The 18298-nt window shown below is 45.3% G+C and carries 22 protein-coding genes; 6 read left to right on the top strand and 16 right to left on the bottom strand.

The annotated features are described in order from the left end of the window. Positions 1-5 precede the first annotated feature (5 nt). Together LVD15_RS11895 and LVD15_RS11890 are read left to right on the top strand one after the other, a co-directional pair. Complete coding sequence (locus tag LVD15_RS11895; protein ID WP_233780550.1) at positions 6-1388, top strand: RagB/SusD family nutrient uptake outer membrane protein; 1383 nt, start codon at positions 6-8, stop codon at positions 1386-1388. Continuing rightward, a complete protein-coding gene (locus LVD15_RS11890; RefSeq protein WP_233780549.1) occupies positions 1378-2655 on the top strand; it encodes a TlpA family protein disulfide reductase in 1278 nt (425 codons plus the stop codon). The genes LVD15_RS11895 and LVD15_RS11890 overlap by 11 nt, the downstream gene beginning before the upstream one ends. Positions 2656-2693: 38 nt before the next feature. Here the strand turns inward: LVD15_RS11890 and LVD15_RS11885 are convergent, their stop codons facing one another. After that, entirely contained in the window at positions 2694-2987 is a 294-nt protein-coding gene (locus tag LVD15_RS11885) for a hypothetical protein (RefSeq protein ID WP_233780548.1), read from the bottom strand. Between the two features lie 322 nt (positions 2988-3309). Here LVD15_RS11885 and LVD15_RS11880 point away from each other — a divergent pair, with 322 nt between their 5' ends. From LVD15_RS11880 to LVD15_RS11865, 4 genes are all read left to right on the top strand, one after another. After that, positions 3310-3945 (top strand): RNA polymerase sigma factor, encoded by a 636-nt coding sequence (locus LVD15_RS11880; protein WP_233780547.1) that lies wholly within the window; start codon positions 3310-3312, stop codon positions 3943-3945. Between the two features lie 12 nt (positions 3946-3957). Next, positions 3958-4221, top strand: a complete 264-nt coding sequence (locus LVD15_RS11875; protein WP_233780546.1) for a DUF4880 domain-containing protein — start codon at positions 3958-3960, stop codon at positions 4219-4221. 16 nt (positions 4222-4237) lie between these two features. Then, positions 4238-4453 carry a hypothetical protein gene (locus tag LVD15_RS11870; protein WP_233780545.1) on the top strand — a complete coding sequence of 72 codons (216 nt, stop codon included), beginning with the start codon at positions 4238-4240 and terminating at the stop codon, positions 4451-4453. A gap of 105 nt (positions 4454-4558) precedes the next feature. Continuing rightward, a complete protein-coding gene (locus tag LVD15_RS11865) occupies positions 4559-5071 on the top strand; it encodes a hypothetical protein (RefSeq protein ID WP_233780544.1) in 513 nt (170 codons plus the stop codon). A 279-nt stretch (positions 5072-5350) separates the two neighbouring features. Here the strand turns inward: LVD15_RS11865 and LVD15_RS11860 are convergent, their stop codons facing one another. From LVD15_RS11860 to LVD15_RS11790, 15 genes are all read right to left on the bottom strand, one after another. Further along, the gene (locus LVD15_RS11860; protein WP_233780543.1) at positions 5351-5770 is read right to left on the bottom strand and encodes a hypothetical protein; all 420 of its coding nucleotides are present in this window, start codon (positions 5768-5770) and stop codon (positions 5351-5353) included. 238 nt (positions 5771-6008) lie between these two features. Beyond that, on the bottom strand, positions 6009-6764 hold the full coding sequence (locus tag LVD15_RS11855; RefSeq protein WP_233780542.1) for a hypothetical protein: 756 nt from the start codon (positions 6762-6764) through the stop codon (positions 6009-6011). Continuing rightward, on the bottom strand, positions 6761-7597 hold the full coding sequence (locus tag LVD15_RS11850; RefSeq protein WP_233780541.1) for a DUF4138 domain-containing protein: 837 nt from the start codon (positions 7595-7597) through the stop codon (positions 6761-6763). Before LVD15_RS11850 ends, LVD15_RS11855 begins: the two co-directional genes overlap by 4 nt. 12 nt (positions 7598-7609) lie before the next feature. Further along, positions 7610-8884 carry a conjugative transposon protein TraM gene (traM, locus tag LVD15_RS11845; RefSeq protein WP_233780540.1) on the bottom strand — a complete coding sequence of 425 codons (1275 nt, stop codon included), beginning with the start codon at positions 8882-8884 and terminating at the stop codon, positions 7610-7612. Positions 8885-8917: 33 nt separating this feature from the next. Next, positions 8918-9535, bottom strand: a complete 618-nt coding sequence (traK, locus tag LVD15_RS11840; RefSeq protein ID WP_233780539.1) for a conjugative transposon protein TraK — start codon at positions 9533-9535, stop codon at positions 8918-8920. A 21-nt stretch (positions 9536-9556) separates the two neighbouring features. Next, a complete protein-coding gene (gene traJ / locus LVD15_RS11835) occupies positions 9557-10666 on the bottom strand; it encodes a conjugative transposon protein TraJ (protein WP_233780538.1) in 1110 nt (369 codons plus the stop codon). Beyond that, the gene (locus LVD15_RS11830; protein ID WP_233780537.1) at positions 10666-11301 is read right to left on the bottom strand and encodes a TerB family tellurite resistance protein; all 636 of its coding nucleotides are present in this window, start codon (positions 11299-11301) and stop codon (positions 10666-10668) included. The genes traJ and LVD15_RS11830 overlap by 1 nt, the downstream gene beginning before the upstream one ends. A 1-nt stretch (position 11302) precedes the next feature. Further along, positions 11303-11980: a hypothetical protein gene (locus tag LVD15_RS11825; protein WP_233780536.1), complete on the bottom strand. Its 678-nt coding sequence runs from the start codon at positions 11978-11980 to the stop codon at positions 11303-11305. Beyond that, positions 11977-12666: a conjugal transfer protein TraI gene (locus LVD15_RS11820; RefSeq protein WP_233780535.1), complete on the bottom strand. Its 690-nt coding sequence runs from the start codon at positions 12664-12666 to the stop codon at positions 11977-11979. The genes LVD15_RS11825 and LVD15_RS11820 overlap by 4 nt, the downstream gene beginning before the upstream one ends. Before the next feature lie 11 nt (positions 12667-12677). Further along, complete coding sequence (locus LVD15_RS11815) at positions 12678-15158, bottom strand: TraG family conjugative transposon ATPase (RefSeq protein ID WP_233780534.1); 2481 nt, start codon at positions 15156-15158, stop codon at positions 12678-12680. Then, positions 15136-15486: a DUF4133 domain-containing protein gene (locus LVD15_RS11810; protein WP_233780533.1), complete on the bottom strand. Its 351-nt coding sequence runs from the start codon at positions 15484-15486 to the stop codon at positions 15136-15138. Before LVD15_RS11810 ends, LVD15_RS11815 begins: the two co-directional genes overlap by 23 nt. Positions 15487-15503: 17 nt before the next feature. Next, positions 15504-15830: a DUF4134 domain-containing protein gene (locus LVD15_RS11805; RefSeq protein WP_233780532.1), complete on the bottom strand. Its 327-nt coding sequence runs from the start codon at positions 15828-15830 to the stop codon at positions 15504-15506. A gap of 32 nt (positions 15831-15862) precedes the next feature. Next, the gene (locus LVD15_RS11800) at positions 15863-16354 is read right to left on the bottom strand and encodes a hypothetical protein (protein WP_233780531.1); all 492 of its coding nucleotides are present in this window, start codon (positions 16352-16354) and stop codon (positions 15863-15865) included. 105 nt (positions 16355-16459) lie between these two features. Continuing rightward, on the bottom strand, positions 16460-17269 hold the full coding sequence (locus LVD15_RS11795; protein WP_233780530.1) for an RteC domain-containing protein: 810 nt from the start codon (positions 17267-17269) through the stop codon (positions 16460-16462). A gap of 12 nt (positions 17270-17281) precedes the next feature. Next, the gene (locus tag LVD15_RS11790; protein WP_233780529.1) at positions 17282-18178 is read right to left on the bottom strand and encodes a TraM recognition domain-containing protein; all 897 of its coding nucleotides are present in this window, start codon (positions 18176-18178) and stop codon (positions 17282-17284) included. Between the last annotated feature and the right edge of the window lie 120 nt (positions 18179-18298).

Below are 18298 nucleotides of genomic sequence, written 5' to 3'. Positions count from 1 at the left end.
CTATCATGAAATCAATTTATACTTTTATACTCCTGCTACTGCTCTCTGCCTGTGATCAGGAGGAATGGCTGGAGATACGTAGCGACAAAAAACAGGTGGTGCCTTCTAGTTTAAAGGACTATCAGGCCATTTTAGATAATGCGCTGGATATGAATACCGCCACTCCTTCCCTGGGCGAGGTAAGTGCTGATGATTATTATATCACCCAGCAAGACTGGGAGACCATGACCAGTGGCGCTTCATTAATTCATCGTAAGGCTTACCTCTGGCAGGAAGATATCTATCAGGATGATGACCAAGTACCCAGCTGGAATATGCCTTATGCTACTATTTATTATGCTAATGCCGTTTTGGAAGGCATTAAAAAGGTAGAGGTAGCTCCGGATGAAAAGGCGGATTTCGACCGCATCAGAGGAACGGCCTTATTTCATCGTTCCTGGTGTTTCTTTCAATTGGCTCAGGTGTTTTGTCAGCAGTATGAGGCTGCTTCTGCAGCCAGTCAGTTAGGATTACCCTTGCGCACTGATCCTGATATCAATGTCACTTATCAGCGCAGTTCTTTGGAAGACACTTATCAAAAGATTATTGATGATCTGGAAACAGCATTGCCGCTACTGCCTGGCATCGCACAGGAATCTACACGCGCTTCAAAGGCTTCGGTTCAGGCCTTGCTCGCTAAGGTGTATTTGCAGACCGGAAGGTACTCACAGGCACTGCTGGCAGCAGATGAAAGTTTACAGCTATACCATGAGCTGATGGATTATAATGACCTTGATCCCTCTGCTTCTTATCCCTTTGAGATCCTTAACCCTGAAACGGTCTTTTATAACCGTATGCTTTATGTGAGCGAGGGGCCGTTGTCCAATGATAGAATGAGGATAGCCCCTGAGCTATACAACAGCTATGCTGAGCATGACCTGAGGAAGTCACTCTTCTATCGTGAAGCGGATGGTGATCATTTCTTCAGAGGCTCTTACAACAACGGCAACTTCTTTGCTATGTATTATTTCAGTGGTATAGCTACAGACGAACTCTACCTGATACGCAGTGAATGTTATGCCCGTACCGGAAAAGTGACTGAAGCGCTGCATGATTTGAATACCCTTCTGCAGCATCGTTATGAACAGGGACATTTTGTACCAATAGCCATCAGCGATGCTGAACAGGCATTGGAACGGATATTACTGGAGAGACGCAAAGAGCTGGTATTCAGAGGCATCAGATGGCCTGACATCAAGCGATATATTGCTTATGATGGGCGAGACATAACGCTCCAAAGGCAGCTGGGCAACAGCACTTATTCCTTGCCTCCTCATGATCCCAGGTATGCCCTGCCCCTTCCCTATAATGTGGTTTCAATTTCAGGAATAGAACAAAATGAAAGATAGAGCAATGAAGGTTATTGATATAGTTTACCTGATCAGTATGTTCGCCTTGCCAGTGCAGGCCCAGCAACAATCCCTTGCCGTGGGTGAAGCCATTCCTAACGTCTCTTTGTATCCCTATCTCTCGGAAAAGGACACGGTAGAATTGTATGATTACAAAGGAAAATGGGTGATATTGGATTTTTGGAGTGCCTACTGTGGGGCTTGCATGAAGTCTCTAAAAAGAGTAGAGAAGCTGCAAAATGAATTTGATCAGGACATACAGGTTATACTCATTAACAATAGAGACAAGTCTGATGAGGTCAAAGCGCACTTCAAGGATAAAGGCTGGGAAATTCCTGCTAACCTGCTCAGCACTACTCAACCGCTTGCTGATGCTTGGTTCCCGCATAATGGATATCCGCATCAGGTATGGGTCAATCCTCAAGGGGTGATCAAAGCGATTACCTCGGAATTATACGCCACCCCGGAAGTGATGGAAGGCATACTGTCTGGTGGTCCGGCAGCCATGCATTTGAAGCAAGATATCTCCTTAGAGCTGTATGAGCCTATTTTATCGTTGAGGAAAGGATCTGTAAAGCCCTATTTCTATTCCGCTGTTACGCCTCGCTTACCCGATAATAATTCAAGCATTATTAATTATAGAGGCCACCGCTTGTATCATAACCTATCGGCTTTAAGTTTATTTAAAGAGGCGTATGAAATACCTTCTTTTAACACTAAGAATCATATTATTGTAGAGGTATCTGATTCTACGCGTGCCCGTTTAGTAGCACCCCATTCTGGTAGCTCTTTAGATAGTATTAACAGTTATTATCAGTGGCAGCAAGACAATATCTATTGTTACTCATTCTATCTGCCTGCAAAGCTTTCAGAAAAGGAGCGCCTGGCTATTATGCAGCGTGACCTGAATTTGTTTTTTGATCATCACCTGGGTATTACTGCTCATATCGAAAAACGCTCCATGTCGTGTCTGGTATTATCTCAGGAAGATGATAGGAGCGCGCAGAGAGTCGATAGGAAAAATAATTCCTCTCAGAAAGAAATCACTATAGCTCAATTAACGCAGATGCTGGAAAGTAATCTCAGACAGAGCCAATGGAGGGTGGTGAGTGATCTGGAGGAGGAACTTACGGTAAGCATATCGCTTCAGGGAGATCTGAATGATCTGGATAGTGTAAAGCATCAACTCAAGCAGCAGGGGTTTAGGCTGATCAGGGAGGTGAGAGCATTACCTGTGCTGGTGATTTCTGACAAGCAATATCAGTAGAAATAAACAGGGGCTTCTGGCCCCTGTTATAGTACCTGCTAGTCTCGCATGGTCACCTGAAGATACAAGGAAGCAGCTCCCGCTTCTTCTATGTTGCTAATAGGTGGTGTGTCATCGCTCTCCAGCACACTATTATCAAATTCCACAGCACAATACTTATCCCCGGATACGCATCCAGGGTTACCCTGCAAGTGCGGGGTGATAATATTGCCTTGCTGATCGAGCTCAAACCAAGTGGTTTCCGCTTCAGCTTTTTCGCCATTGAAGGCCCATACACTCAAAGCAGATAATAACAAGGCCACTACAGACAGTTTTTTAATTAGATTTTTCATAATTTTAATGTTAAGATAAAAACCAATTTTGTTTGCGCTGTCACTTCGGTAGACAGCACCCCCTGAAGCGACGGTCTCCTGGAGATAGTCGCTTCTTGTTTTCTCTTATCAATACTGATATTGAGGCCTTTACCCTACTCATCATCCATAAATATATTTTCCTGTGCTGGGTTCTCCTCTCATTTAAAGCCGTAACTAACCGCTGGATTCTCTCATTAAGCGCCCAATTTTTTTTACTTATGAGTGTAAGCTAATGATGTAAATTTTCCAACATATTATATATCCTGTTGCTAGCTTGAGAAGGTACTTTTCTTTTTTGCCTATGCCTGGTACAGCTATTGACCGACTCATCCTATTGCTGCTCTCAGAGAATGACGGCAGAGCACTGGAAGTGCTGCAGGATACCTATGGTCATGAGCTTTTTAAGATCACCATGAACCTGGTAGAGGTAGTGGCTGATGCTGAAGACATTATGCAGGAGACTTATATCACTTTATGGGAGAAAAGGCATGAACTGAACTTACACCCTCCTTTACGCAGGTACCTCATAAAAATGGCGATTAACCGCTCCATTGACCATATTAAAGATAAAATGGCTCGGGCCAATTCTATTGAACCGACTCATGCAGAAAGGATAGCGGATCGCCCTACTTCCAGTGATCGGTATGCCGTTTTGAGGAGCTGGCTGAGAAAAGCTAAATCAGAACTGCCACCCAGAACCAGAGTGGCCTTTATTCTTAGCAGAAGCTTTAAAATGTCTTACTCAGAAATAGCTGATTACATGGGGATATCTCAAAAAGGGGTAGAAAAGCATATCTCTAAAGCACTGAAAATCTTTAGAAAAAAGTGGCATCAGCACTTTAAATTATTTATTCCTGTCTCATGGATCATGTATGAAAATGTGTTAAATTATACTGGTATTGAGGTAGGGTCACGACTTTTTGAATTGTTTTTTTAAATGAACATTGCCATGAAACAAGACTACTACTATAAACTCATCTATCAGGCACTGGCAGGCACTATCAGCCCCAAAAAGCAGCATGAGCTAGAGCAATGGTGTCAGGCTCACCCTACCCATCAGAAGGAATATGATGAGTTGATGGGCGTTTGGGAAGAATCAGTAATCAGCCCTCCAATTCCTGATAGTAACTTGCAACCCTTGTTTCAACAAGTGCGCCTTGATGCTCGTAGAAAAGAAGCTGAAAGGCAAAAAAAAGAAATGGAGTTACCTTAAAACCAGGCTCAGATGGATGTGGTTAGTTACTACCCTACTCTTCACCATGTGCGTGGCCATGGCCTTGAAGCTTATCAGCCAAAAACAAAAAGCATGGATATTTTCGGATGTCATTCAGGAGAAGGCACAATATGTCAATATGCCTATTATCAACCCTCCAACCCAAAATTCTGATAGTCTGGAGCATGACCCTGCCAACTCCTCTCCTGTAGTGATTTCAGCAAAACCTTAGTTTTTAATGGGTTAGTATTTTTTCAATAATAGGTTTTCTGCGGCCGTCATTTCACATGTATAAAGTGATTATATTGCTGCCTTAATTAACAAAATATATTTTACAATGAATTTATTAACACTTCTATTAAACAACAGCTTCGATACAATGATGATTAGCTTTCAATCTGGTATTCTGATTATAATTGGGCATATGATGGATTTCACTAATATCGCCTTTTCTAGCATATGCAAGTACATTATAAGCTTAGTATTTATGACCTATTTCTTGAAAAACGGTAGTCAATATCATTGGACACAGTGGGAACTAAACTGGAAAAAATGTCTATATAATATAGTTTTTTCTGACAACCTCAAGAAGATCCTGCGCTGGCTGAATATGGCCTATACTTACCATGTGTTTTGTTTAGCATTTTTAAATATCATGATAGTTTTCACCCCTAGATATGAAGGAATGCACTACTTTGAAATGATTAATTCACATAACCTCATCTATGCTATCACCAGCATGTGTACGGCATTTGTCTTAGTCGGTCTTTTTAAGGCTCCTCAGTATAAGGCTTTAGGAATTATCAAATCCTATAAAGATTTTAATTACAAAATGATTTTATGGATGTAATACCATTTAAACTTGGTCGCAAGGAAATTGCGGCCTCTGCTATCCTTAGTCTGACTAAGTGCTGACTAAAGAATTTATTAAGAATAACGAGGGTCTTGAATTAGACGTAATAGCTTCAAATTAACAAATCAACATAATCTGATGGATGATCGGCATACCAAGATCAAGTTTAAGGCACTGCTCATAGTTATCTTCGATTTTCCACAATTATTATTTTAATATCAAATATAGCATAATAACAATTTTGGCTCTATGTGAACCTGTAGTGTTTGTATTAATTCATATAAATTTTTTTACACTATAATACATTAGAAATAAAATTGCTAACGCATGATAGGTCACGCTGAAAAAATCAATGAAATGGAAATAACTGGAAACTTCTTCTCCGTTTATTTGTAAGATTTGTGATGTACCCGCTCCACGATATAGTTTTCTGAAAACAACTGAATCACCCGGCATGGCTTTTTTATCTTCATCATAAGAATGAGTACTGTATTTTCGCCCATCTTCTCCCTCAATATTTACCAATAAATTATAGCCTGGCCCGCTCGAGCTCATAACGTTTTCGACTGATTGCACATGACCTTTATTCCTTTCATAGTTATTAAGAGTGACCTTTACTACTCCGTACGACATCGGCATAAATAGGATGAAGATACATATTCCTGTGATCCAGGCTGTTTTTAATACTGCTTTCATTTAATTAATCTATTGTAAACTGACCCGACAAGGTAGCTTCTCAATTAAGGTCACACCTCCCAGCCGTTTACAAAGTAACTGAAATATCCAAACTTAAGAATAGTATACTACACTCAACCCTCTCATCAATGCTGGATATACAGGCATTACACAACTGTATATCTTCTCATAAAATCTACATTAAAAAAATAATGACCACCCTATAGTTTTCATTATAGGGTGGTCGCTATTTTACCTCCTACCTCACCCCCGCTTTCCTTCCTCTTCGTTTTTTAGGGATTTCTTCTTGTTGAGCTTGTTTCTTTTTTTCTGACTGCCCCATTTTCAACGCTTTGCCTGTCTCATCAATTAACCTTACTTGCTTAAAGCGTGGGTCTGCTTTTAGTGTTATGGTGATTTCCTGGTTTCCTTGTTTGAGCTTCGTCTTGGGGGTTTCTCCTCTTTGTAACTGCTCCAGGAGCTTAGTTCTACTTTCCTGATTTTGCATGGCTGGTAGAGCATGCTTTTTCAAGGCCTTTTCAAGGTCAAAGCCATAAGCTTGGTTATAGTAATTCCAGGGATGGTTGCCATACTGGTTCTTTTGCTTTAAATCTAGGGTAACCCAGCTATGAAAAGCTTCCGGTTTCTCTCCTGCTCCACTTTTAAAGTAGCGCTGGTAGATGGCATTTCCACTCAGTAGCTGATAGGCCTTACGTGCTGAAATACCATTTCCCTTCTGGATATGAAATTCCTGACTGCGGTCGGGCTCTCCCTGCCGGTGAAGAGTAGCTTGATAGTGATTCCAAAAGTATCGGTCAGTGGTAGATGATTTGCTGAAGTGAAGCTTATAATCTACTATGTCGTTCTTATTATCACGTTCAAACTTTCCTTTAAAGTTTAACTCAAAGTGGTCTTTCTGACTGTTCATGCCTTTTTTTAGCGCCTCTTCCAACTGGTTACCAAATCCATGGAAGTACAATCGCTCTTGCAGGTATTCTAAGTTTCTCTCGTTCATGGCTGGGTAGGATTCAATGGATAATTATTAATGGTCTGTGCCTTTCGCATATGCTTATGCCTTAAACTGAGGGTGAGCCTCCTGCCTCCCTGCGTTTCCAGTACTTCAAAGGTGCCCTCCTGATCTCGGGGAAGGGAAAACTGATCGTAGACCATCACCATGTCTGCTTTTCCTCCTTGAGTCACAAGGCTTTGGGCGTCTGGCTTATAATACAATAATGGTGATCGGGTTTCTTCATGCTGGGCTGACCTTTTGACTGCATTGCGGCTGGTAGTGTAAAAGCGTATGTTATGTATTTTAAAGGGTAAAGCCGATGTGTTCTCTATCTGTAAATGGAAAAAGAGCTTACCTCCACTGCTGTACAGGTTGCGAACCGATAGGGTGAGTTGTCCATGATGCTGCTTGCGAATGGTAGGGTGAGTTTGTCTTAGCACCCACTGGGCTTTTGACTGCATACTGCCCTGTCCTGAAAGCTGTGAAGGGGCGATCGGCAGGCTATCATCGGCTGCTATAGGCCATACTTTTCGCTGTGGGTGTGCGGCGTAATAGAGGTTAAAATGATAGATAGCACCACTCATAGCATATATGGTTAGGTTAGTGGTGTCAAAATCTGTAACAGCGGCTTTTAGTCGCAGCATATTATCAAATCCGTTCACCCGTTGAACCAGTACTCCGGGACTGCCCACATCGATGCTTTGTATGGTCTCCTGGAGAACTAAGGTAGAGGTCTGGTCATAAGCGACAGGAATGGCATCTTGCTGCTGAGCGAACAGCGCAGTGGTAAGCAGCAGTTGTAAGGATATCAGGGATATGATCTTGTCATTGAATTTCATAGTGTTTTTATTTTATAATGAGATTGTGGTATTATGGAGGTAGACCTTATAGTTATCGGGCAGGTATACTTTTTTTAATCTGGTCTTTTTACTGACCACATCTTTGAGTGCATCAACGCCGGACTGGGCCGCCTGCGCTGCCAGGGAGGTATCCATAGACAGCAATTGCATGCCTTGAGCATATCGCCCCGCAGCAGATTGCACGGACTCCTGCACATGGGCTTCTGGAATAGATATGCCTTCCAGACCATCTAAATCATGAACGCTTAACGCCACGGGCAGTAACTCTTCTCCTCTTCTTACTTCTTGCACTTTTACTTCTAAACGACCATTGCTCATGCGGCTCTCGCCATAGACCAGGGTGCCGCGCTTGATGAGCCTACCCTGGATATAACTATCTGTGAGTAGCCGTAGCTTAACAGGTGCGCCTGGCATCACTTTCTGATGGTCATGAATAACGGCCTCAATGAGGTTGCCTGCCGCCCCCTCAGAAATGGCTTCTTCCTGCAAGCCATAGAATCGATTATGACTTTTTACACTCTGAGATTCATGAAGGGTTGGCGAAGCCGGAAGGCTTTGGTTTTCAATCCTTTGCTCTCTTGCCTCTTTCCTATTGGCAGCCTCCATCACATAGGCGGGCTTATCGGTATGGGTAGATTCAGCGAGTTGCTCAGGGTGTTGTATGGCTATAATCTTATCCAGCATATGATCTATCTGCTGCATTTCGGCGTCCTCACCACCAGAGGTAGTGAGCAGGGTCATCATCTTCTCTAATCGCTGCAGCTCCTGATCTTCTGGTGTAGCATCTTTCATAGTAGGCAGAGATGGTTTTTGTGGTGATGATATGGGTTTGGAATCTGGCATTTTTTGTAGTTCCTGCTTAAGCAAATCCAGCCTTTCAGTGATCTGGGCCTCTTGCTCTTGAAGTGGATCCTGGTAGTGGCTACTGCCATGCAAGGTGGTCTTCAAGCCTATAGTATCTTCTTCAGACACCGGAAAAAGTACTTGCTCTCCGTGTTGGTAGAAGGGGTCTTGTTTCCTGGCTCGCTCCAAAAGCATGGAGTCTTTATCTGCCTGTTCATAAAGGCTCAGCTTATCCCACATCTCACCTACAGCACTGAAATCAGCAGAGGGTAAGCTCATATTGAAGCCTCCATAGGGGTTTTGAGGCGGTTGCTTTTGCTGGTTAAACATCCAGAAGCCTAAGATAAATACAGGCAGCAACATCAAGGGGAGCACCACATACAGGCGCTGGTGTTTGGATATGTTTTTGATTATGGATTTCATGTTCTATTGGGTTTTATAATGGATTAATTTGGCCTACCGGCTTTCGGTACGTAGATTTTGGTTTTCGGTGATCTCCCACTGCTCAATCAAAAAGCCATGGGGGTTATGCTCGGTGCGTGCTACTTCTCTTAAGTAGCCTTGGGTGGTCATGCTGCGATAGACAATGCTGGTGCGCCGTACAATACGCTGCTCTCCCTTATAGTGAAAAGGGTATGGATACTGATCAGTGTCGATCTCAAAGTCGGTCATCTGGATGTCCTGACTGATATTACCACTAATCAGCTGGCTGTAATACCTGCTCTCTTTCAGGTTGTCATGCTGGGCTTTAGCGGAATGGTCTGCCAGGTACATGGCTTTTTCTACCTGCCCCTGGATCATATCCGGGTCGGGATCAAAGGTGAAAAAGTATTGATGGAACATCCGCACATGGTCTTTGGCCTCTACGGGCAGGTTGGCATCGCGCTGCGAGGCTAATGCTTCCAGCGCCTTGCCCTGTGTCAGGATATAAATGCGAGCATCGGCCTGCTTTTGCCGCTCATAGCTCAGGTAAAGGCTATAGCTACTCAGCACTACGCTACCCACCACTACTATCATGGTGAACAGCCGCAGGTGCTGAAAGGCTGTATCGATATTTCTAAGTTGCTTGAACATAATTATTGGTTTTCCTGATTGTCATTTTCCTGAGAGCTTGTCATGCTGGTGAGTAGATCCCCCTGAAGTGAGCAGGCGCTCTTTCACCTGATGCATGGCTTGATACACATAGCGGGCTCCGCCCTGGAAAACGGTGGTGGTCTTTATGTTCATCGCATTGCTGCCTACCACATTGATAATGAAGTTGGAAACGGAAGGAACGGTCAGGTAACCTATAATACCTATGATCAGAAAGATCAAATAGCCTGCATCTGTGGCATTGAACAACGGATTGTCGCCTGCCTCTATATTGCTGAGGTCATGCATGAGCATATTCTCCTGGATCTTGGCGATAATGGCTCCGAAAATATTTGTCACGGGAAGCCACAGGTAAATATTGACATATCGCGCCAGGTATACGGTAAGGGAATGTCTGAAGCCATCAAAAACGGAAAGGGCTAACACCAAGGGTCCAATGATGGCCAGCACCAAAAGAAAAAAGGTTCTGATGGTATTGATGCATAAGGAGGCCGCCTCGAAGATGACCTGTAACACTTCGGAGAGCGCTTGCTTGATAGCATAACGGAAATCATACATGGCCTTGGACATGGCAAAGCGTACACTATGGCTGATGCCTGCAAAGAAGCCTTCGTCATCGGAACTCTCTTCTTCAGGATGAGTATAACGGTACCAGCGGTCATAGTCTCCACCTCCTCCATAGACATAGCCCGGTGGGGTGAGTAGCAAAGCTTGCTCCTTACGAGCGAGCAACACTTCTATGGCACTTTGTGATTGTTCTACCATAGCTGAGGTGCCGGTCACCAAGGGGTGTAATACACCATTCATCATCTGGATGAGCAAAGGAAAAAAGCCTATGCACAGACCAATAGCAAAGGGACGAAGCAACGGGTATACTTCTATGGCTTCAGCCTCGGCCAGGTGCTTCCACACCCGATGGCCTATGTACCATAAGGATGCGAAAGCGGCCACGCCCTGAGAAACGCCAATCAGCGATGAACACAAGGGCAGCATCTCTGTATACAGCTGTTCCAGGATTTCATGCATGCTCTTAATGTCTTCTGACATGCCCTGAGCATAGCCACTCATTGGGAGCAATGAAAATACAAGAAGGGATAAGCAAGTCTTTTTCATCAGTTCCCCAGGTTGTGATGGTACTGTCGCTCACGCTGTATGGCCGATGACTCACCGACTCTTTGCTGGACCAGTATATGTGCCTGGTCATTAAATGCTTTCAAAAAGGCTAATTTCTCATCCATTGTAGCATATAGCTCATCAATGACAGTCAGGCGCTCAGCATCACTCATCCGCAGGCGTGAGGCGGTAACGACCATCAGCAGGGCTTCCAGGTCTTCTATGCTTTCGTTATGAAGCTGGGAATAGACACTGGAGATATAGCCCCGCTCTTCTTCGCTCAGCAAGGAGGTCGTACTGAAACGGCCATAGGCTTTCTGGTAGCGCTTAAGGAGCAGGCTTTGCTTTTCTATAATGGCAGCCACCTTATAGTAATCCCGAATGGCAGGATTCACCGCATACAGCCGGTCCAGAAATAGGTCATGCAAGGTGAAATTGCCTTCTGCGATGTCTTTGACAGTATTATAGCCCTTGCGCAGGATCTCATAGCCTTCGTACATGTTCTCCAGAATCTTTTCCAGCTGTCGTAGTTTTTGATAATTTAAGATCAGCTGGGTCACTTCATGCCCCTGTCCATACACAGGGCCGAGCCTCGTCAGCAGCAGGAAGGGTAATAGTAATAGATACTTTTTCATGTTAATCGTCTTTTAAAAGTCTTTTAGTGCTCATCAATTCATGCTGCTCTCTTGTGCGTGAAAGGATCAGCTGTCGTACATAGGCCTGAAACTGCCAGGTGATAGTGGCAAGTCCTTGGGCGGCTTCTCTCACCACATCCAATCGCTGTAGTCTTGCTGCATCTTTCATCTCGGTATGCTGGTCTTGTAATATCAGGTCTAGCTCCTCCCCGATGTTTATCAGGGTCTGTTGCTGGCTTTTCAGCATGTTGCTTAGATATTCATGCTCACTGGCAGAGATCAGCTGGGTCTCGTTAACCAGCATAGTGGTACCCTGTATGCGTACTTGAGCCAAGGACAGGGTTTCGCTAACAGTTTCTACTTGAGGACTAGTCGAAAGCTGTAGTTTTACGCTACTCAGGGACTGGATATATTCCTTGTCAAGGCTGAACTTGCCCTCTTTTATATCTCCAATCACATGCAGCCCCTTATCTACGATGCGGTACCCTTTCTTGACAAAGCCCAGGTATAGCTGCAGTAAGGCGATCTGCTTGAGCAGGTACTTCCTTTGGGTTTTCTTCTGCTGAAAGAATTCCTTGACATTAGGGGTCTGGGCATAGCCTGGCGTAATCAGCAAGATGATCAACAGCCATACGGTCAGGCTCCTTTTTATTATATTTATGATACAGATCCTCTTCATGGTGATGAGAGCTGATAAAGGCGACGCAACTGCCGTATTTCCTGATGTTCCTGGCTTCGTATGCTGCGCAGTCGCAAGGCATGGGCATTCAGGGATTTTAAGGCCTGGTAGTTATCTTCAAGGGCTGCTCCACAACGACTGATCACTGCTAGTCGCTCGCCATCAGTCATTTGTAATTCAAATGATTGTACCACCAGCAGCAGTTCGTCGACATGCTGCAGGCTGGCACTGATAATTTGGGCATAGGCACTGGCCATATAGGCTTCTTCTTCATCGGTAAAGTATTCACTGCCTGCTATGAGCTGCCAGGCACGCTGGTATTCATCGACCAGCTGCTCCTGGGTATAGATAATATGTTGCACCTGCTGGAAGGTGGCAATCACCTGCTTGACCTTCCACAGCTCTTCATAGTAGTCTTCGAAGAGCTTCCGGTGCTTTTCGGTCCATTCGGCGATCTGATCCAGCTTCAGCTTGGAGAGCTGGTTTTCCAGTTCTTTCTGGATATTCTGCAGGGCTATGCTCTTATTCTGCAGCCGCTGGATCATCAGATCAAAAGCTTTCACCACTTTCTTAACGGCTTCTTTGATCAGCCACACAATAGGGATAGCTGCTTCACTCCTGCTGGCAGGCACGAACACCAGGCTCATAACGCCCAGCATCAGAATAATGGTCTTGAGTCTTATCATACGGATCATAGCTAGGCGGTTTTTAGGTTTTCTCTCATCTCTTGAGCCATGAGGGCGATACCGCGACGCATATCACCTCCACAGGTTTCGGTATATTCCTGTACTTGGAGCTTTTCTGACTGCTCTGTAGTGTAGGCCAGGTATTCTTCCTGTGACACTTCGGTAGCATAGACCTTAGAGATCACGCCACCCAAGCTAATGAATACTTCTTTGTATTTTCTATCGGGGTCATTAGACTGATTGATAGATAGCACCAAAGCTTTTTCCTTTTCACTCAGGCCTAACAGCTCCTGGATAGCATCGAACTTATTCTGATATTTGCTCTGATCAAGCAGGATCTTGCAGTCTGAATTGTTTATAATAGCTTGCTTGACAATAGGTGAGCTGATAATATCTTCTACCTCCTGGGTAACCACCACCGCTTCACCATAGAACTTACGCACGGTCTTGAACAGGTACTTGATGTATTCAGCCATGCCTTCTCGAGCGATGGCTTTCCAGGCTTCTTCAATCAAAATCATCTTACGGATGCCTTTCAACTTTCGCATCTTAGCGATAAACACCTCCATAATAATAATGGTCACCACAGGGAAAAGGATGGGATGGTCTTTAATATTATCCAGTTCAAAGACAATAAAACGTTGCTCTAACAGGTTCAGGTGATCACTTGCATTGAGCAGGTAATCAAACTCCCCTCCCCGGTAGTAAGGACGCAGCACATAAAGGAAGTTCTCCACGTCAAAGTCTTTCTCTTTGACTTTATCCGCTTTTAGAATAGCAATAAACCTGGTCTTTAGAAACTCATAATAGGTGTTGAAGCAAGGAAAAACCGTTGCATCTTCTTGCAGGTACTGAAAATAGAGCTGCAGGGAGATAGACAAGGCTACATATTCTGATCGGTTAAAGGTTTCATCGTCTTTTTTCCATAGAGCTAACAGCAGGGTTTTGATGCTTTCCTTTTTCTCGGTATCCAGAACTTCTCCGGCATTCAAATAAAAGGGGTTGAAGCATAAGGGTTGCTCTTCGCTATAGGTGAAGTAATAACCACCAACCAGCTGACATAATCCCTGATAGCTATGCCCTACGTCTACCAGCACGACATGGGAGCCCTGCTCATAATAGCTCCGCACCATATGGTTAGTGAAGAAGGATTTTCCACTGCCTGAGGGACCCAGGATAAATTTATTGCGATTGGTGCAGACGCCTTGCTTCACCGGCTCATCACTGATATCTACATGCACCGGCTTGCCCGTCAGGCGGTCTCCCAGGCGAAGGCCAACGGGGCTAATCGAGGAACGGTAGCCGCTCTCAAGATTGAAAAAGCAGCTGGCCTGCTCCATGAAGGTATCGAAGCGCTCGTAGGCGGGCAGGTCTCCGGCATTGCCAGGCAGGCCCGACCAGTAGATCTGGGGGGCTCCATCGCTCTCCAGCTTGGCAGTTACATCTACCTGCGCCAGGGCAGAAGATACCTGGGTGCGCAGCTCTTTCATGGTCTCTGGGTTATCAGTCCAGGCCATCAAATTATAGTGGGCCTGAACGGGTTGCCGTTGGTCTCCTATGGCTTCATCGAGGAAGTCATTAACGGCTGAGCTGCTCAGGCTATTCTCCCGGGAATAGGCGGACAAGGATTGCAGGCGCAGGCGCTTGCTCTCCAGCTGCTTAATAGTGCGGGCTGCATCTTCTATGAACACGTATTGGTTATAGATATGATTGCAAGACAACAACTGACCTAAGGGAGAAGCAAAGCCTATACTGAACTTGGTCTTATCTGTACTGTAGGGATCGTAATTGATCCTGGAACCGCACAAAGCGGGCAGGCTAACCGCATCGCTCAGGGTATAAAGTTGTAAGCGCTGATCTCCGATCTTTACACCTTCTTTAAAGCTAGTGTCTTTAATAACTGATCGCTCTTCAGGGTGCAAAAGGAAGCAGTAACGTTCCAGCAAGCCCGGCCTTTCTGACGTCCCGGTCAAGGCATCGGCACTCAACCGTCGGGCGGTAACTAAGCCACTATCATTTAGGATACGCTCAAATTGCCCTGCGCTATCCAGAAAGTTTTGCAACAACTCTCCTGTTATCAGGTTTTTGGGTATCATCTTGCCACTTATCAGGCTGGAGGCAACAGAGCGCCCTGCTCTGCCAGCGGTGCGCTGGGTCAGCATAACATAGCACTGGTGGTCCAGGAAAGGGCGCTCATGGAAATAGCGATCGCTGGAATGGGTAAGGAAGCTGCGCGCTCCCTGCTGATAGTCAACGGTATGGCCCTTTTGAAAATACCAGTCTTGCTTATGGAAGATACTATGCTGTGGCAAGGCTTTCAGGGCTTTGATCCACGTATGATGAAAAGATTCGTACTCTTCATTGGAAAGGGTGAAGATCTCAGGCAGCTCAAGGGCATAGGCCACGGTTACCTCGCCCCGGCGATTGATCAGACAGTCTTCTTCGACTTTATGGATGGGGAAGACTTCTTCAATGTTCTTCATGGTTTTCATATTGGGATGGGTTTAATTGGACAAATAGGTGTCGGCCAGAGAAGCGCAGGCCTGTCGGAAGTTTCTGGCGCATCAGCTTTTTGGTTAGGCCATGTTCTCCATAGGTATTGCTCAGGTAATAGGTGCCTCCTATTACACTGCCCGAAAGGATCACTAGCAGCCCGACGCAAAGGAATATATTCAGGCCCAGCACAAACAGGATAGCAAACACCAGCAGGCTAAGCACGCCCCCGCCTGCCAGATAGCCTATGTATTGGGACTTCAGGCCTTTGAACTCAATGGGTGCGTTAATGCCTTTATTGATTTTATATACACTGGGAGTCATCATCAATTTTCATTTTAGGATTACACGCCAAAGAAGGATTTCAATACGGTAGCGACTACTACCAGAAAGATGCAACTGCCAAACCAGGCGGAAGCTACTCTGCTGGTGTCAGGCTCTCCGCTATTCCATTTCTGAAAGACTTTAACAGCACCAATCAGGCCTACGACGGCACCTATGGCGTACATCAGGTTAGCTCCGGTATCAAAATAACTCCTCACCTGCTCGTTGGCCTGGTTGATGCCGGCATTACCATCCTGGGCATAGGCTTGGTACAAAGTGAGTAACAGTAAGGTCAGGGTCAGTCCTAAGGACTTGTAAATCGATAGAATAGTGTTTTCCTTTTTCATAATCGGTTGGGGTTATGGGTGGTTAAATCAGGCTACCATAAGCCTGTAATTTTCCTGGTGTTCAGGTTGGGGTAATCGGCGGTCAGACGCTCTACAAGCACAAGCAAGGGTTGCCTGAAAGGGCTTGATGATAAAGCGGCATGCTTTTGCATCAGGGCTTCCAGAAGTTCCTGATACTGATCAGCATCGCCCCGCGTTTCTTGCATAAGCTCTTGCAAGGTGCTGAGCTCTCCACTGAAATCATGTAAGGCTCCTAAAAGGCCTGCAGCAGGAGCATCAACGGAGCTCACCATAGGCTCTTCTGCTTCTGGTGGGGCGACCATCATTTCTGCTTCTGAAGCTCTGGTGGTTTCCTCTTCTGCGATAGCGCCTAGCACTGATGCGGATGAAAAGGAGCTTTGCTGAAAAAGCTTCAGCAGCCTCTGCCTAAAGGGCGGATGGACTATCATGAGAAACAGGTAATAGCCTCCGTAAAGTATTATTGCAATGAGGGTGAAATGGTACCAGCTGGTGGATGTGATCATGGCTTTGAGTTTTGTTGATGAGATGAAGTTAATGAGCCGATGGGCGCCTTTTGGTATAGTCTATGGTGACTATACCTCGATTTTTTTAAACTTTTTTTCAATGACTTAGAGATCCATAGTCTCCAGCTTTTCGGTCAAATGGGTTTTGAGCGCATCAATAAAAATAGCAGGGCTTTTTCTGGCTCTTATTTTTCCAAGTATATGATAATAGTTACCCAGCTCAATGGAGAACAAGGCTTCTAATTGTCGGGCGATCTGCTTCACGGTGGCCTGGCCGCCATTGATGCTACCGCTGCACTGCAATGCGAAGAGCAGCTCGATCAGGTCGGTTTTCTTACCTGTCCAGGTGAGTGTGCTGGTGATAAGAGCTTCGCTATTGGTTCGGTTGGAAGTCAGCTTTTGTTGGATATGTTCTTTCAAGAGCTCATGGGCAAGGAATCTGGCCAGGATCAGGTCATAGCCGGTAGTGAAGCGATGATCCAGAATCAAGTCTTCTCCATGATATTCCCGGGTGAAATAGTAGGTATCCAAATGGTTATCACCACGAATGCAGTACGCCAGGAAAGTATGATGCCGCTGTTCATAAGACTTCATTCCAATAAGCTTCTGATCATATAATGGCTTAAGATCAGGGGTAGTCTGGTAACTGGCTGCTCTTGTTAGTTGGAGCAGCTCCTGATAATAATACCAACCGCTCAGTAACGTAGGTTTTTCTTCTTTGAAAAACTGTATTTCTTCTTCCTTTTGATGGAAGGGATAGGTATATACTTTTGTGCGCAGGTGCTGCAATGGAGCACGGTATAGACTCAGGATCATAGGCAGGCTGGTCAAGGTAAGGCCGTGCTCACCAATAAGGTCACTCACCTGGCTTTTGAGCTGCTCTTGAAGGGTTTGTATGTGGTTAATCAGATGCATAAGCGTTAGGGTTTATAGATGCTGACTGACAATATCCTGGATAGAAGCTCTAATCCGCTCATAGTTAGCGCTCAGCTCTTCTTCACTTACTTTTCTTATCTCTGGAATCGTCTGAAAATGGTTTTCTTGTATACTCAGGTAGCGGTGGTCATGGTCGATAGTCGCATGGAACATCTTTAAGCGAATCCTCTGATGGGGCGTATCTCCCACCAACCCGACGAACTCCCCCGAAGACAGGGAAGAAATAGTGGATGGCGGAATGCCTGCGTCAAGATGGGTAGAGTGGCTCACCGAGGTGTCGGTACGATTTACCGAGATGCTTTGCCTTTGTTGTACTACTTTGCCAAAGCGTTCGGATAGTTGGCGAGCGGTATCACCGAAAACCTGACCGCTGATAACATTGCCGGCCAAATTTAATATGACCTCGGCCTGGTCTCTTCCATAGTCCTTTTTGAGCTGTGAGTAGTCTTGAACAGCCAAGGTAGTGGAGACCAGATTGCTTCTGGCCTGGGCGATCAGGTGGTCGATCTGGTTGAAGTAAACGGTAGGAAACTCATCGAAGATGAGGCTGCTTTTCTGCTTTCCCTTTTTATTGACCAGCTTGATCACTCTGGAGATATATAAGGATAGCACCGGTCCAAAAACTTGTTGCTTCTGTGGGTTATTGCCCAGGCAAACTACCTTGGGAGCGGCTGGATTATTGATATCCAAGGTGAAATCATGGCCGCTAAGCACATAGTACAAGGCCGGAGAGCTCAGGCGTGCCAGCCCTATCTTGGCAGAAGCGATCTGTCCTTCCAGCTGATCCCAGGCTTCATGTCGGTAGGCGGACTCAAACGGGTTAATCAACGCAGACACTTCGGGCTCCCGGCGTAGCAAAGGAAAAAGGGTAGCATAGTCCAGCTGCAACAGCTCTATAACATGAGGCAAGGTGCAATACCTCCCCCCCTGCATATTTCTTCAGGTACCAGATAAGGGCAGTAACGAAATTAATTGAGGACTCTACAAAGAAATCGCCCTGCTTCTTAA

This window comes from Fulvivirga maritima (assembly GCF_021389955.1).
Classification (GTDB): Bacteria; Bacteroidota; Bacteroidia; order Cytophagales; family Cyclobacteriaceae; genus Fulvivirga; species Fulvivirga maritima.
Note: the sequence above shows the minus strand (reverse complement) of the source record. Positions and strands in the feature narration are given on the sequence as shown.